The 13,512-nt window shown below is 73.9% G+C and carries 13 protein-coding genes; 10 read left to right on the top strand and 3 right to left on the bottom strand.

Translation table 11 applies throughout. The annotated features are described in order from the left end of the window. Position 1 precedes the first annotated feature (1 nt). Positions 2–862, bottom strand: coding sequence for a hypothetical protein (locus ACIQD7_RS28160; RefSeq protein WP_402445223.1), 861 nt, complete (start codon positions 860–862; stop codon positions 2–4). A 40-nt stretch (positions 863–902) separates the two neighbouring features. Between ACIQD7_RS28160 and ACIQD7_RS28155 the strand changes: the two genes are divergently transcribed. From ACIQD7_RS28155 to ilvD, 4 genes are all read left to right on the top strand, one after another. Then, on the top strand, positions 903–1,835 hold the full coding sequence (locus ACIQD7_RS28155) for a Ppx/GppA phosphatase family protein (protein ID WP_062754453.1): 933 nt from the start codon (positions 903–905) through the stop codon (positions 1,833–1,835). A 95-nt stretch (positions 1,836–1,930) separates the two neighbouring features. Further along, the gene (locus tag ACIQD7_RS28150) at positions 1,931–2,767 is read left to right on the top strand and encodes a sugar phosphate isomerase/epimerase (protein WP_205613970.1); all 837 of its coding nucleotides are present in this window, start codon (positions 1,931–1,933) and stop codon (positions 2,765–2,767) included. A gap of 16 nt (positions 2,768–2,783) precedes the next feature. Then, complete coding sequence (locus ACIQD7_RS28145; protein ID WP_402445220.1) at positions 2,784–3,515, top strand: TetR family transcriptional regulator; 732 nt, start codon at positions 2,784–2,786, stop codon at positions 3,513–3,515. 93 nt (positions 3,516–3,608) lie between these two features. Beyond that, positions 3,609–5,462: a dihydroxy-acid dehydratase gene (gene ilvD, locus ACIQD7_RS28140; protein WP_402445218.1), complete on the top strand. Its 1,854-nt coding sequence runs from the start codon at positions 3,609–3,611 to the stop codon at positions 5,460–5,462. Positions 5,463–5,536: 74 nt separating this feature from the next. Here ilvD and ACIQD7_RS28135 read toward each other — a convergent pair whose 3' ends face one another. Then, positions 5,537–7,762, bottom strand: coding sequence for a protein kinase (locus ACIQD7_RS28135; RefSeq protein WP_402445216.1), 2,226 nt, complete (start codon positions 7,760–7,762; stop codon positions 5,537–5,539). 156 nt (positions 7,763–7,918) lie between these two features. Between ACIQD7_RS28135 and ACIQD7_RS28130 the strand changes: the two genes are divergently transcribed. The 5 genes from ACIQD7_RS28130 to proC all read left to right on the top strand — a co-directional run bounded on the left by ACIQD7_RS28130 (position 7,919) and on the right by proC (position 11,499). Further along, a complete protein-coding gene (locus ACIQD7_RS28130; protein ID WP_402445214.1) occupies positions 7,919–8,236 on the top strand; it encodes an SH3 domain-containing protein in 318 nt (105 codons plus the stop codon). 34 nt (positions 8,237–8,270) lie between these two features. Next, entirely contained in the window at positions 8,271–8,819 is a 549-nt protein-coding gene (locus ACIQD7_RS28125) for a hypothetical protein (protein WP_402445212.1), read from the top strand. A gap of 73 nt (positions 8,820–8,892) precedes the next feature. Continuing rightward, a complete protein-coding gene (locus ACIQD7_RS28120; RefSeq protein WP_402445210.1) occupies positions 8,893–9,867 on the top strand; it encodes an ABC transporter ATP-binding protein in 975 nt (324 codons plus the stop codon). Beyond that, positions 9,864–10,601 (top strand): ABC transporter permease, encoded by a 738-nt coding sequence (locus ACIQD7_RS28115; RefSeq protein WP_402445208.1) that lies wholly within the window; start codon positions 9,864–9,866, stop codon positions 10,599–10,601. The genes ACIQD7_RS28120 and ACIQD7_RS28115 overlap by 4 nt, the downstream gene beginning before the upstream one ends. Before the next feature lie 88 nt (positions 10,602–10,689). After that, positions 10,690–11,499 (top strand): pyrroline-5-carboxylate reductase, encoded by an 810-nt coding sequence (gene proC, locus ACIQD7_RS28110; protein ID WP_017240004.1) that lies wholly within the window; start codon positions 10,690–10,692, stop codon positions 11,497–11,499. Positions 11,500–11,518: 19 nt separating this feature from the next. Here proC and ACIQD7_RS28105 read toward each other — a convergent pair whose 3' ends face one another. Continuing rightward, on the bottom strand, positions 11,519–12,115 hold the full coding sequence (locus ACIQD7_RS28105) for a cysteine hydrolase family protein (protein ID WP_402445205.1): 597 nt from the start codon (positions 12,113–12,115) through the stop codon (positions 11,519–11,521). A gap of 75 nt (positions 12,116–12,190) precedes the next feature. Between ACIQD7_RS28105 and ACIQD7_RS28100 the strand changes: the two genes are divergently transcribed. Beyond that, the gene (locus ACIQD7_RS28100; protein ID WP_402445203.1) at positions 12,191–13,195 is read left to right on the top strand and encodes a GlxA family transcriptional regulator; all 1,005 of its coding nucleotides are present in this window, start codon (positions 12,191–12,193) and stop codon (positions 13,193–13,195) included. Positions 13,196–13,512: the final 317 nt, after the last annotated feature.

The raw sequence follows: 13,512 nt of genomic DNA, 5'->3' as shown, positions 1-13,512 counted from the left end.
GCTACCGGACCGGCGGGTCCGCCGGGTGCGGGGCCACCAGCGGCAGTTGCGAGGCGAGCCGCGCCTCGCACAGGCCGACGAGCACCCCGTACGCCTCCTCGCCCATCATCTCGGTGAGCTCGGGCCGGTACGTCACGTAGACCGGCTCGCCCGCGCCGTGCGCCGAGGTGGCCGAGGTGCACCACCAGTGCAGGTCGTGGCCGCCCGGGCCCCAGCCCCGGCGGTCGTACTCCCCGATCGACACCTGGAGCACCCGGGTGTCGTCGGGCCGGTCGATCCAGTCGTACGTCCGGCGCACCGGCAGCTGCCAGCACACGTCCGGCTTGGTCTCCAGCGGCTCCCGGCCCTCCTTCAGGGCCAGGATGTGCAGCGAGCAGCCCATGCCGCCCGCGAACCCGGGACGGTTCTGGAAGATGCAGGAGCCCTCCCAGCGGCGGGTCTGCCGGTCGCCGTCCTCGTCGAGCTGCGTCCAGCCCGTCTCCGTACCGACGTCGTGGAACTGCCACAGCTCCGGCGTGAGCCGGGCCACGTGCTCCGCGACCCGCTTCTCGTCGTCCTCGTCGGAGAAGTGCGCGCCCAGCGTGCAGCAGCCGTCGTCGGCCCGGCCCGCCTGGATGCCCTGGCAGCCGCTGCCGAAGACGCACGTCCAGCGCGAGGTCAGCCAGGTCAGGTCGCAGCGGAAGACCTGCTCCTCGTCGGCCGGATCGGGAAACTCGACCCACGCGCGCGCGAAGTCCAGGCCCTTCTCGTCCGGCACCACCTCCTTGCCCCGCTTCCCGGCGCCCTTGACCGCCCCGGCGTTCCTCGCGTCCGCGGCAGGGGCGCTGTCTTTGTCCTGCTTCGCCTTTTTCGTCTTTGGCACGCTCTCCAGCGTATGCGGCGCGCGCAGTAGCGTTCCGCCCATGAGACTCGGAGTCCTCGACGTCGGTTCGAACACGGTGCACCTCCTGGTGGTGGACGCGCACCCCGGCGCCCGCCCGCTGCCCGCCCACTCCCACAAGGCGGAGCTGCGCCTCGCCGAACTCCTCGACGCGCGGGGCGCGATCGCCCCCGACGGCGTCGAGCGGCTGGTAGCGACCGTCCGGGACGCGCTCCACGCCGCCGAGGACAAGGGCTGCGAGGAGGTGCTGCCGTTCGCGACCTCCGCCGTCCGCGAGGCCGTCAACGCCGACGCCGTCCTGGCCCGGGTCAAGGACGAGACCGGCATCGACCTCCAGGTCCTCACCGGCGAGGAGGAGGCCCGGCTCACCTTCCTCGCCGCCCGCCGCTGGTTCGGCTGGTCCGCCGGCAAGCTGCTCCTCCTGGACATCGGCGGCGGTTCCCTCGAAGTGGCGTACGGCATCGACGAGGACCCCGACACGGCCGTCTCCCTGCCGCTCGGCGCGGGCCGGCTGACCGCCGGCTGGCTGCCGGGCGACCCGGCCGACAGCGCCGACGTGAAGGCGCTGCGCCGCCACGTGCGCGCGCAGATCGCCCGTACGGTCGGCGAGTTCAGCCGCTTCGGCCGGCCCGACCACGTCGTCGCCACCTCCAAGACCTTCAAGCAGCTCGCCAGGATCGCGGGGGCGGCCGGCTCGGGCGAGGGCCTGCACGTCCAGCGGATCCTGACCCGCAGGTCCCTGGAGGAGTGGGTGCCGCGCCTCGCCGGGATGACCGTCGTCGAGCGCGCGGCCCTGCCGGGCGTCTCGGAGGGCCGCGCCGGCCAGCTCCTCGCGGGCGCCCTCGTCGCGGAGGGCGCGATGGACCTCCTCGGCGTGGAGGAGCTGGAGATCTGCCCCTGGGCCCTGCGCGAGGGCGTCATCCTGCGCCGCCTGGACCACCTGCCGGAGGAGTGAGCGGAGGGCGTACGGGGGCCGTTCGCGGCCCCGGGGCGGCCCGGCGTGATCCGAACCACCCTCCGGCCCCCCGGCCCGCCCCGTACCCTGTCTGCGTGGCAGAACCAGTGGTGCGCGTCCCGGATGCGAAGGTCGCCCTGTCGACGGCCTCGGTCTATCCGGAGTCGACGGCGACGGCCTTCGAGGTCGCCGCGCGCCTCGGCTACGACGGCGTCGAGGTCATGGTGTGGACCGACCCCGTCAGCCAGGACGTCGAGGCGCTGCGCCGGCTCTCCGACTACCACCGGGTGCCGATCCTGGCCGTCCACGCCCCCTGCCTCCTCATCACCCAGCGCGTCTGGTCCACCGACCCGTGGGTCAAGCTCCGGCGGGCCCGGGCGGCGGCCGAGAAGCTCGGCGCGTCCACGGTCGTCGTGCACCCGCCGTTCCGCTGGCAGCGCCAGTACGCCCGCGACTTCGTGAGCGGCATCTGGCGGATGGCGGACGAGACCGACGTCCGGTTCGCCGTCGAGAACATGTACCCGTGGCGGTACAAGGACCGCGAGATGCTCGCGTACGCCCCCGAGTGGGACGTCACCAAGGACGACTACCGGCACTTCACCGTCGACCTCTCGCACACCGCGACCGCCCGCACCGACGCCCTCGCCATGATCGACCGCATGGGCGACCGGCTCGGCCACGTGCACCTCGCCGACGGCCGGGGGTCCGCCAAGGATGAGCACCTGGTCCCGGGGCGCGGCACCCAGCCCTGCGCCGAGCTCCTGGAGCGGCTCGCGGTGACCGGCTTCGACGGGCACGTCGTCATCGAGGTCAACACCCGCCGCGCGATGTCGGCCGCCGAGCGCGAGGCCGACCTCGCGGAGGCCCTCGCCTTCACCCGGCTCCACCTCGCCTCCGCCGCCGGCCGCCCCTCCGGCTCCCCGCGCCCGTGACGGGACCGGAACTCCGGTGACCACCCAGGAACCGACGGACGACCAGGGCACCACGACCGAACCGGGCCCCGCGTCCGCCCAGAAACCGCCGACCGAACCGGACCCCACGACCGGCCCCGCGCCCGACCAGGACCCCGAGAACGCCCCCGCCCCCCGCCGCCGAGGCCGCCCCTCCCGTGCCGCCGAGGAGAGCGGGCCGGGCGCCCGCGCCCGCATCCTGGAGGCGGCCCGCGACCAGTTCGCCGAGCGCGGCTACGACAAGGCGTCCGTGCGCGGCATCGCCCGTGCGGCCGGGGTGGACCCGGCCCTCGTGCACCACTACTTCGGGTCGAAGGACGAGGTCTTCGCCGCCGCCGTCGAGGTCTCCTTCGAGCCCGCGACCGTCGTCCCGGCGATCGTCTCCGGCCCCCGCGACGGCATCGGCGAGCGCCTCGCCCGCTTCTTCATCGGCGTCTGGGAGAACCCGGCCAGCCGCGCCCCGCTCCTCGCGATCGTGCGCTCCGCGCTGACCCACGAGGCGGCGGCCGCGGTGCTCCGGACCTTCGTGCTGCGGCGGCTCCTGGAGCGGATCGCCGCCGAGCTCGACGTACCGGACCCCAAGTTCCGCGCGGAGCTGGCCGCCTCCCACATGATCGGGATCGCGATCATGCGGTACGTGATCCGGGTCGAGCCGCTGGCATCCGCCGACCCGGAGGAGATCGTCGCCCGGGTGGCCCCGACCCTCCAGCGCTACCTGACCGAAAGCTGAACACCCTGTCCGACATGCGGACACGCTGTCCAGATCTTGGTCCGGCGGCGTACGCTCGGAGGCAAGCACACCCGTCACGAGGAGCGAGCGACGATGCCCGAGCTGAGGTCCCGCACTGTCACCCACGGCCGCAACATGGCGGGCGCACGCGCCCTTATGCGCGCCTCCGGTGTACCCGGCGCGGACATCGGCCGGAAGCCGATCATCGCGGTCGCCAACTCCTTCACGGAGTTCGTCCCCGGCCACACCCACCTCCAGCCGGTCGGCCGGATCGTCTCCGAGGCCATCACGGCCGCCGGGGCCATCCCCCGCGAGTTCAACACCATCGCCGTGGACGACGGCATCGCGATGGGCCACGGCGGGATGCTCTACAGCCTGCCCTCCCGCGACCTGATCGCGGACAGCGTGGAGTACATGGTCGAGGCGCACTGCGCCGACGCCCTGATCTGCATCTCCAACTGCGACAAGATCACCCCCGGGATGCTGATGGCCGCCCTGCGCCTGAACATCCCGACGGTCTTCGTCTCCGGCGGCCCCATGGAGTCCGGCCGCGCCACCCTCGTCGACGGCACGGTCCGCACGCTCGACCTGGTCGACGCGATCTCCGACGCCGTGAACCCCAAGATCTCCGACGAGGACATCCTCCGCATCGAGGAGAACGCCTGCCCGACCTGCGGCTCGTGTTCCGGCATGTTCACCGCCAACTCGATGAACTGCCTGACCGAGGCCATCGGCCTCTCCCTCCCCGGCAACGGCTCGGTGCTCGCCACCCACACCGCCCGCCGCGCGCTGTACGAGAACGCCGCCCGCACGGTCGTGGACATCACCCGCCGGTACTACGACGAGGACGACGACTCCGTCCTGCCCCGCTCGATCGCGACCCGCGCGGCCTTCGAGAACGCCATGGCCCTCGACATCGCCATGGGCGGCTCCACCAACACGATCCTGCACCTGCTCGCCGCCGCCCAGGAGGCCGAGCTCGACTACGGCCTGGCCGACATGGACGAGGTCTCGCGCCGCGTCCCCTGCCTGGCCAAGGTCGCCCCGAACGTCGCCAAGGACCGCACGTACTACATGGAGGACGTGCACCGCGCCGGCGGCATCCCCGCCATCCTCGGCGAGCTCTACCGCGCGGGCCTGCTCAACGAGGACGTCCACTCCGTCCACTCCCGCTCCGTCAAGGAGTGGCTGGACGCCTGGGACGTGCGCGGCGGCTCCCCGTCCGAGGAGGCCGTCGAGCTGTGGCACGCGGCCCCCGGCTGCGTCCGCTCCGCGACCGCCTTCTCCCAGTCCGAGCGCTGGGAGACCCTCGACACGGACGCGGCGAACGGCTGCATCCGCGACGCGGAGCACGCGTACTCGAAGGACGGCGGCCTCGCGGTCCTGCGCGGCAACCTCGCCGTCGACGGCTGCGTCGTGAAGACGGCCGGCGTGGACGAGTCGATCTGGACCTTCGAGGGCCCGGCGGTCGTCTGCGAGTCGCAGGAAGAGGCCGTCGAGAAGATCCTCAACAAGCAGGTCACGGACGGCGACGTGGTCGTCATCCGCTACGAGGGCCCCAAGGGCGGCCCCGGGATGCAGGAGATGCTCTACCCGACCTCCTTCCTCAAGGGCCGGGGCCTGGGCAAGACCTGCGCCCTCGTCACCGACGGGCGCTTCTCCGGCGGCACCTCGGGCCTCTCCATCGGCCACGCGTCCCCGGAGGCGGCCTCGGGCGGCACGATCGCCCTGGTCGAGGACGGCGACCGCGTCCGCATCGACATCCCGAACCGCTCGATCGACCTCCTCGTCGACGAGGACGTCCTCGCCGCCCGCCGCGAGGCCCTCGGCGGGGTGTACGCGCCGAAGAACCGCGAGCGCAAGGTCTCGGCCGCGCTGCGGGCGTACGCGGCGATGGCGACGAGCGCCGACAAGGGCGCGGTCCGCGACGTGACGAAGCTGGGCTGAGCCCGGAGCGGTACGAGGAGGGGCCCGGAACTTCCCAAGTTCCGGGCCCCTTCGCGTACGTCCCCACCGGCGGCTCACCAGGACGCCGGGTCGCGCGCGTCCACCGCGAACACGGAGCCGTCCGGCGCCGTCCCGAACACCCGGTCCCCGGCGACGACCGGCGCGGGCACCAGGGACACGTACCCGCTGAGCCGCCCGTTCGCCAGGCGCGGCCGGGTCTGCCCCGCGAGCGCCCCGCGCGCGGTGTCCACGGCGAGCAGCCGCCCGTCCTGGACGGAGAAGTAGAGCCGGTCGCCGGGGCCGGAGACCGGCACGGAGACGTTCCCGGCGGCCGTCTCCAGGTCCCACAGCACCCGCCCCTTCCCGGCGGCGGTGTCGAAGGCGGTCACGTGCCCGTCCGCGTCGAGCAGGTACACGACGGCGCCGCGCACGACGGCGCCCCGCAGGTCGAACCGGTGCGGCAGGGCCAGCCGGCGCACGGGCCCGGCCGCCCCGTCGCCGGGACCGAGCAGGACGAGCGAGTCCGCCAGGGCGCCCTCGTACCGGGAGGCGAGGACCAGCGCGCCGCCGTCGGTGTGCCCGAGCGGTTCGAGATCGCCCTCCAGGTTCCGCCCCCGGACCACCCGGCCGGTCCGGGGCTCGACCGCGCCCACGCGCGTGTGCGTCCCGTCGGCCGAGATCTCGGACACCGCGAGCAGCCCGGAGCGGGCGTCGTACGGTCCGGTGACCGGCGCTCCGAAGCCGGCCAGGCCGTGCCGCCACAGCTCCTTCCCGCTCCGCGCGTCGACCGCCCGGACACCGCCGGTCCCGTCCGTCAGGACGACGGCGGACCCGGCCGGCCGGTAGACCTCGGGCAGGCCCGAGCGGGCGGTCCAGAGGGGGGAGCCGTCCCCGCGCGCGTACGCCCGCAGCGGACCGGTCGGCGCGGCGGCACCGACCGGCGCGTCCGTCCCCGTCCCCTCCCCCTCGGCTCCGGCGAGGAGCACGGGCGCGCGTGGCGCCTGCTCCTCGACGGGTGCGGTCCGCGACCACAGGACCTCCCCCGTCACCGGGTCGAGCCGGGCGAGGCCGACGCCCCGGGCCGCGCAGTACAGCGCGTCCCCGCCGCCGGCACAGGCGGGCGCCGCCGGCGGCCCCTGCTCCTGGAGCCCGGTGTGCCAGCCCGCGAAGGCGGTGGCCACCTTGTCCGGGCGCGGCGGCGCGGGCGCGGGCCCGCCGTCGTGCGCCGGGCTCAGCGCCGCGTACAGACCGGCCCCGGCGAGCGCGAGCGCGGCGGCGACGGCGAGCGTCGGGCGCGGCCGGACCCGCCCGCCGAAGAGCCTCCCCCGGCGGGCCGGGGCCGGGGCGGGAGCCCGTACCGGCGTGTCCGCGTCCCACGCGGGCGCGTGGCCGGGCTCACCGCCGCCGTCCTCCCCGCCACCGCCCGGCAGCGCGGGCCGCCGCCGCTGTGCCGGTATGAACGCCTCCGCCGCGTACGAGGGCGGCTGGAGCTCCCGCATGATCTGGGCCGGGGTCGGCCGCTCCGCGGGCTCCTTGGCGAGGCAGCGCGCCACGAGCGGCGCCAGCTCGCCGGGCACGCCCGTCAGGTCGGGCTCGTCGTGCACGACCTGGTACGCCACGACGTACGGGCTGTCGGAGTCGAACGGGCCGTGCCCGGTCGCCGCGTGCACCAGGACCGAGCCGAGCGCGAAGACGTCCGCCGCGGGCCCGACCTCGCGCGGCCGCTGGAACTGCTCGGGCGCCATGAACGGCGGCGAGCCGATCAGCTTGCCCGTCTCGGTGCGCAGGTCGCTGTCGACGGGCCGGGAGATGCCGAAGTCGATGACCCTGGGGCCGGTGTCGGTCAGGAGGACGTTGCTGGGCTTGAGGTCCCGGTGCACGACCCCGGCGCGGTGGATGTCCCGCAGCGCCTCCGCGAGCCCGGCGGTGAGCCGGCGCAGCTCGGCGGGGGACAGCGGACCGTTCCGCTTCACCTGGTCGGCGAGGGTGGGGCCGGGGACGTAGAGGGTCGCCATCCAGGGGCGCACGGCGTCGGGGTCGGCGTCGACGACCGGCGCGGTGAAGGCCCCGCTGACCTTGCGGGCGGCCGCGACCTCCTGGCGGAAACGCGCCCTGAACTCGGGGTCCTCCGCGTACCGCGCGTGCACGACCTTGACCGCGAGCCGCAGCCCGGAGGCCGAGGAGGCGAGGTGCACGACGCCCATGCCGCCCGCGCCCAGACATGCCTGGAGACGGTAGTCGCCCGCGTACTCGGGCCCCTCCGCTTCCCGGTCGGCACCGGTACCGCGCAACGGCGGCATCGCCCACCCCCGTGTGATTCCCCGTCACCTCGCGCCCGCGTGCGCGACGCGACGAGCCTAGTGGATGGCCCCTCCGATGTCGGTGGGGCTTGCTAGCCTGCGCGTCGCGGAGAGTGAAACTCGGCGGAGCGCTTTTGCGCCAAGGGGGAGGACGCGATGGACACGAACGGCACGACGGCGGACGGACCGGCCGTGGCGGCGGCCACGGCGGTGACGGCGGCGAGCGGCACCCGCTACCCGGTCGCACCCGGCTACCGCCTCAACGTGCGCTCGGGACCGGGCACCCAGTACCCCCTCGTCCGCTCGCTGCCCCTGGGCGCCACGGTGGCGATCTCCTGCCAGAAGTACGGCGAGTGGGTCACCGGCCCGTACGGCACCACCCGCGTCTGGGACAGCATCGCGCCGGGGGAGTACGTCTCCGACTCCTACGTGCGCACGGGCAGCGACGGCTTCGTCGCACCGCGCTGCGCCTGACCCCCTCCACCGCCGCCCGGGGATAATCGACCTCGTGAGCGACGACGAGCAGACCCCCCGCACGGCGGGCGGCACGGAAGACGGAAAGGCCGCCGCGACCGGCGCCACCGGTGGACCCCGGCCCGAGGAGATCCGTTTCTTCGGCACGACCTGGGTCGACCACACCGGCCACTACGCGCTGCGCCGCGCCGGCCTGGCCGTCGGCGCGCTCGCCGCCGCCGTCGCGGCCTGCTTCGTCCTGCGCTTCGCCTTCCAGGGGCTCCGGATCGCGAACACCGGCGGCATCGTCAACGGCCTGGTGATCGTCATGTTCGCGGTCTGCAGCGCCATCGCCTGCCGCAAGACCTGGGAGGGCTTCCAGCGCCGCCCGGACGACCCGGCCCGCGAGGACTCCCTGCGCAGCCTCAAGGCGATCGGCTTCATCGGCTCGCTCCTCGCGTACGCCGCCCGCTGCCTGACCGAGGCCCCGGGCGAGAAGCTGCGCCGCGCCGAGTACGAGGCGGCCCTCGTCCGGTACGAGAAGCGCCGGGGCTCGCGCACGGGCAACCCGGCCGCCCGCAAGAAGCCCAAGCGCGGCAAGTAGCCCCACCGGGGCAAGCGACCCGACACCTTCCGGAGGCTTGACCGACGGCACCCCCAGGCGCACTATTCATCACATGATGAATTACTCGGCGGGCGAGAACGAGGACCAAGGCGGCGCCACCGCCCCCACGGCGATCACCGCCCGCGCCCTCACCGCCGTCCGCGGCGACCGCACCGTCCTGCGCGGCCTCGACCTCACCGTCCCGGCCGGCCGCGTCACCGGCCTCCTCGGCCCCTCCGGCTGCGGCAAGACCACCCTCATGCGCGCGATCGTCGGCACCCAGGCCAAGGTCGGCGGCACCCTCACCGTCCTCGGCCGCCCCGCCGGCGACCCGGCCCTCCGCGCCCGCATCGGCTACGTCACCCAGGCGCCGTCCGTCTACGACGACCTCACCGTCCGCCAGAACCTCGACTACTTCGCCGCCGTCCTCCGCCCCGGCCGCGCCCACCGCCACGAGCGCCGCGCCGCCGTCGACCGGGCCGTCGCCGACGTCGACCTCACCTCCCGCGCCGACGCCCTCGCCGGACGGCTCTCCGGCGGCCAGCGCAACCGGGTCTCCCTCGCCGTCGCCCTCCTCGGCGCCCCCGAACTCCTCGTCCTCGACGAACCCACCGTCGGCCTCGACCCCGTCCTCCGCCGCGACCTGTGGGACCTCTTCCACCGCCTCGCCGCCGAGCGCGGCACCACGCTCCTCGTCTCCTCCCACGTCATGGACGAGGCCGAGCGCTGCCACCGGCTCCTCCTCATGCGCGAGGGCGAGATCCTCGCCGAGGACACCCCCGAGGCCCTCCGCCGCCGCAACGACACCCCCACCGTCGAAGAGGCCTTCCTCCACCTGGTCGACGCGGCCGCGACCCGCGAGAAGCACGACTCCGGAACCACCCACGAGAACCAAGCCCGGACCCGGAGCCGGAGCCGTAGCCAGCACCAAGACCAGGCCCGGAGCCGTAGCCAGGACCAAGACCAGGCCCAAGCCCAGCGCCAGAGCCAGGCCCAGCACCAGGCCCAGCACCAGCACCAGGCCCAGAACCAGGAGCCCCGGCCATGAGCAGCGCCCGCACCCTCGCCACCGCCGCCCGCGTCCTGCGCCAGCTGCGCCACGACCCGCGCTCGATCGCCCTCATGCTCCTCGTGCCGTGCGTGATGCTCTTCCTGCTCCGGTACGTCTTCGACGGGAGCCCCGGCACCTTCGACGCCATCGGTGCCTCGCTCCTCGGCGTCTTCCCGCTCATCACGATGTTCCTGGTGACCTCCATCGCCACCCTGCGCGAACGCACCTCCGGCACCCTGGAACGCCTGCTCGCCCTGCCCCTCGGCAAGGGCGACCTCATCGCCGGCTACGCCCTCTCCTTCGGACTCCTCGCCGTCGTCCAGTCCGCCCTCGCCACCGGCCTCGCCCTCTGGTTCCTCGGCCTCGACGTCGTCGGCTCCCCCTGGCTCCTGCTCCTGGTGGCCCTCCTCGACGCCCTCCTCGGCACCGCCCTCGGCCTCTTCGTCTCCGCCTTCGCCGCGTCCGAGTTCCAGGCCGTCCAGTTCATGCCGGCCGTGATCTTCCCCCAGCTCCTCCTCTGCGGCCTGTTCACCCCGCGCGACCGCATGGCCCCCGCCCTCGAAGCCGTCTCGAACGTCCTGCCCATGTCGTACGCCGTCGACGGCATGAACGAGGTCCTCCGCCACCCCGACGTCACCGGCGCCTTCGTCCGCGACGTCCTCGTCGTCGCGGGCTGCGCCCTCCTCGTCCTCGCCCTCGGCGCCGCCACCCTCCGCCGCCGCACGGCCTGACCGCCCCTCGGACACCCGCCGCGCCACTCCGCCCCCGGTGCGAGGATGACGAGCACGACGTACCCCCTCCGGCGAGGTGAACAGAGCCATGACCCAGACCGTCGCAGTCCTCGGCACCGGCAAGATCGGTGAAGCGCTCCTCAGCGGCATGATCCGCGCGGGCTGGCGCCCCGCGAACCTCCTGGTCACCGCCCGCCGCGCCGAACGCGCCGAGGAGCTCCGCACCCGCTACGGCGTCGAGACCGTCACCAACGCCGAGGCCGCCAAGCGCGCCGACACCCTCATCCTGGCCGTCAAGCCCCAGGACATGGGCCGCCTCCTGGACGAGCTCGCCCCGCACATCACCGCCGACCGCCTCGTCATCAGCGCGGCGGCCGGCATCCCCACCTCCTTCATCGAGGAACGCCTCACCGCCGGAACCCCCGTCGTCCGCGTCATGCCGAACACCCCCGTCCTCGTGGACGAGGGCATGTCCGTCATCTCGGCCGGCAGCCACGCCACCCCCGGCCACCTCGCCCACACCGAGGAGATCTTCGGCGGTGTCGGCAAGACCCTCCGCGTCCCCGAGTCCCAGCAGGACGCCGCCACCGCCCTCTCCGGCTCCGGCCCCGCGTACTTCTACTTCCTGGTCGAGGCCATGACCGACGCCGGCATCCTCCTCGGACTGCCCCGCGCCCAGGCCCACGACCTCATCGTCCAGGCCGCCATCGGCGCCGCCGTGATGCTCCGCGACAGCGGCGAGCACCCGGTCAAGCTCCGCGAGGCCGTCACCTCCCCGGCCGGCACCACCATCAGCGCCATCCGCGAGCTGGAGAACCACGGCGTACGGGCCGCCCTCATCGCCGCCCTCGAAGCCGCCCGCGACCGCAGCCGCGAACTGGCCTCCGGCAACGGCTGACGGCCGCGCGCCGCCGGGGTCACCGAGCCCCGGCGGAGGCCCCGCGCACCACGTCCTCCGTGGCCGACACCTTCGCGAACCCGCCCCCGTGCAGAGTGACGGCCGTCGCCCGCGTCAGCTCGTCCGCGCTCGCCGTCCAGCCGTACGGCCCCTCCAGGTCGAAGGTGTGCATCGCGTCCAGCGGGAACACCACGTCGTACCCGAGGTTCCCGCCCATCCGGGCCGTCGTCTCGTTGCACATGTTCGTCTGGATCCCGACGACCACGATCTGCCCGACCTCCCGACCCCGCAGCCATGCGTCCAGGGACGGCTCCCCGTAGAACGCCGAGTTCACGGACTTCACCACGAGCAGCTCGGGCCCGGACCCCTTCCCCCGCCGCTCCTCCACGAAGTCCTTGAAGTCGTTCCCCACGTGCCCCGTCCGCAGCGGCGACCGCGCCCCCTCCACCGAGTCGTGCCGCACGAAGACGACCGGCCGCCCGGTCTCCTGCCACAGGTCGATCAGTACGGCGATGTTCCGCTCCGCCTCCGGATTGTTCCGCTTCCCCCACACCTCCTCCTCGAAGCCCTTCTGCACGTCGACGACCACCAGCGCTGCGTTCTCCGCGATCTCCATACCGACGATCCTTCCGCCAGTGGCCCTCCGGTCCCAGAGGGCCGAATGCCACCGACCGATGGTTTACTGCCACCCATGGCGCCGCCCCCGGAACCCCGTCCCCAGCACATCGCGCTCCTCGTCTTCCCGGGCGTCCGCGCCTTCGACGTCTCCGTCATCACCGAGGTCTGGGACAGCGACCGCACCCTCAGGGGCGTCCCTCCCTTCGCCCTCCATCGGGCGGCCGCGGACCCGCACACCCCGATACGTCTCCGGGGCGGCCTCACCTTGATTCCCGACCGCCCGCTGACCTGGCTCGACGACCTCACCCCCACGGACCTCGTCATCGTCCCGGGCGTCGAGGACCCGGACGCCGACGTCCCGCCCCCGGTCCTCGACGCCCTCCGCAGCGCCCACGCCACCGGCATCCCGGTCGCCTCCCTCTGCGCGGGCGCCTTCGTCCTGGCCCGCGCCGGACTCCTCGACGGCCGCCGAGCGGTCACCCACTGGCACCTGGCCCGGACCCTCGCCACCCGCCACCCGGCGGTACGGGTCGAACCCGACGCCCTCTTCGTCGAGGACTCCGGCATCTGGACCTCGGCCGGCACCGCCGCCGGCATCGACCTCTGCCTCCACCTGGTCCGTACGGCCCACGGCGCCGAAGCGGCCGCGACCGTGGCCCGCTCCATGGTCACGGCCCCCTTCCGTACGGGGACCCAGGCCCAGTTCATCGAGCACCCGACGCCCCGCGCCGACCGCGACGCCGACGCCCTCGCCGCCGTACGCGCCCACGCCCTGGCCCACCTCTCCGCACCGCACACGGTCGCGAGCCTGGCCGCCGTCGCCGGGATGTCCCCCCGCTCCTTCGCCCGCCACTTCCAGGCCACCACCGGCACCACCCCCCTGCACTGGCTCATCACCCAGCGCGTGGCCGCCGCCCAGAAGCTCCTGGAGCTCACCGACCACCCCCTCCCCGAGGTGGCCCGCCGCGCCGGCTTCGGCAGCGAGGTCACCATGCGCCAGCACTTCGCCTCCCACCTCTCCACCAGCCCCCGCGCCTACCGGCACGCCTTCCGCCACCGGGCCCCGAGCCGGGGTTGACACGGCATGACCGTCTCCGTAGTGTTCTCCGAGTTGTCCGACGTGAGCACCGACCCCGGTCGGCCCCGGACAGCCATTCCGCAAGAACCTCAGAAGCCGACAGCGCTTTGCCGTGCCGTCGTGCTTTCCGCGCGTTTTTGCGAAATGAGGAATCCGCGTTCGAAGGTTTGAACGCAGGCCCCCGATTAGCGTCGGAGGCGGGGAATCCGCTAAAGTCTCACTCGTCGGAACGGCCCAACAGCCGGAAAGACAACTCCCGCTGACCGGGAATCAGACGCCGAAAGGATCTGATAGAGTCGGAACCGCCGGAAGGGCCC

This window comes from Streptomyces sp. NPDC093071, assembly GCF_044754545.1.
Classification (GTDB): Bacteria; Actinomycetota; Actinomycetes; order Streptomycetales; family Streptomycetaceae; genus Streptomyces.
The sequence above is the reverse complement of the archived record's forward strand: the minus strand, read 5'-3'. Positions and strand labels throughout refer to the sequence as shown.

Bases quoted from the DNA above. Each gene is read 5' to 3' on its own strand.
- ACIQD7_RS28155 (WP_062754453.1), top strand. From the start codon at position 903: ATGAGACTCGGAGTCCTCGACGTCGGTTCGAACACGGTGCACCTCCTG.
- ilvD (WP_402445218.1), top strand. From the start codon at position 3,609: ATGCCCGAGCTGAGGTCCCGCACTGTCACCCACGGCCGCAACATGGCG.
- ACIQD7_RS28135 (WP_402445216.1), bottom strand. From the start codon at position 7,762: ATGCCGCCGTTGCGCGGTACCGGTGCCGACCGGGAAGCGGAGGGGCCC.
- ACIQD7_RS28130 (WP_402445214.1), top strand. From the start codon at position 7,919: ATGGACACGAACGGCACGACGGCGGACGGACCGGCCGTGGCGGCGGCC.
- ACIQD7_RS28120 (WP_402445210.1), top strand. From the start codon at position 8,893: ATGATGAATTACTCGGCGGGCGAGAACGAGGACCAAGGCGGCGCCACC.
- ACIQD7_RS28115 (WP_402445208.1), top strand. From the start codon at position 9,864: ATGAGCAGCGCCCGCACCCTCGCCACCGCCGCCCGCGTCCTGCGCCAG.
- proC (WP_017240004.1), top strand. From the start codon at position 10,690: ATGACCCAGACCGTCGCAGTCCTCGGCACCGGCAAGATCGGTGAAGCG.
- ACIQD7_RS28105 (WP_402445205.1), bottom strand. From the start codon at position 12,115: ATGGAGATCGCGGAGAACGCAGCGCTGGTGGTCGTCGACGTGCAGAAG.
- ACIQD7_RS28100 (WP_402445203.1), top strand. From the start codon at position 12,191: ATGGCGCCGCCCCCGGAACCCCGTCCCCAGCACATCGCGCTCCTCGTC.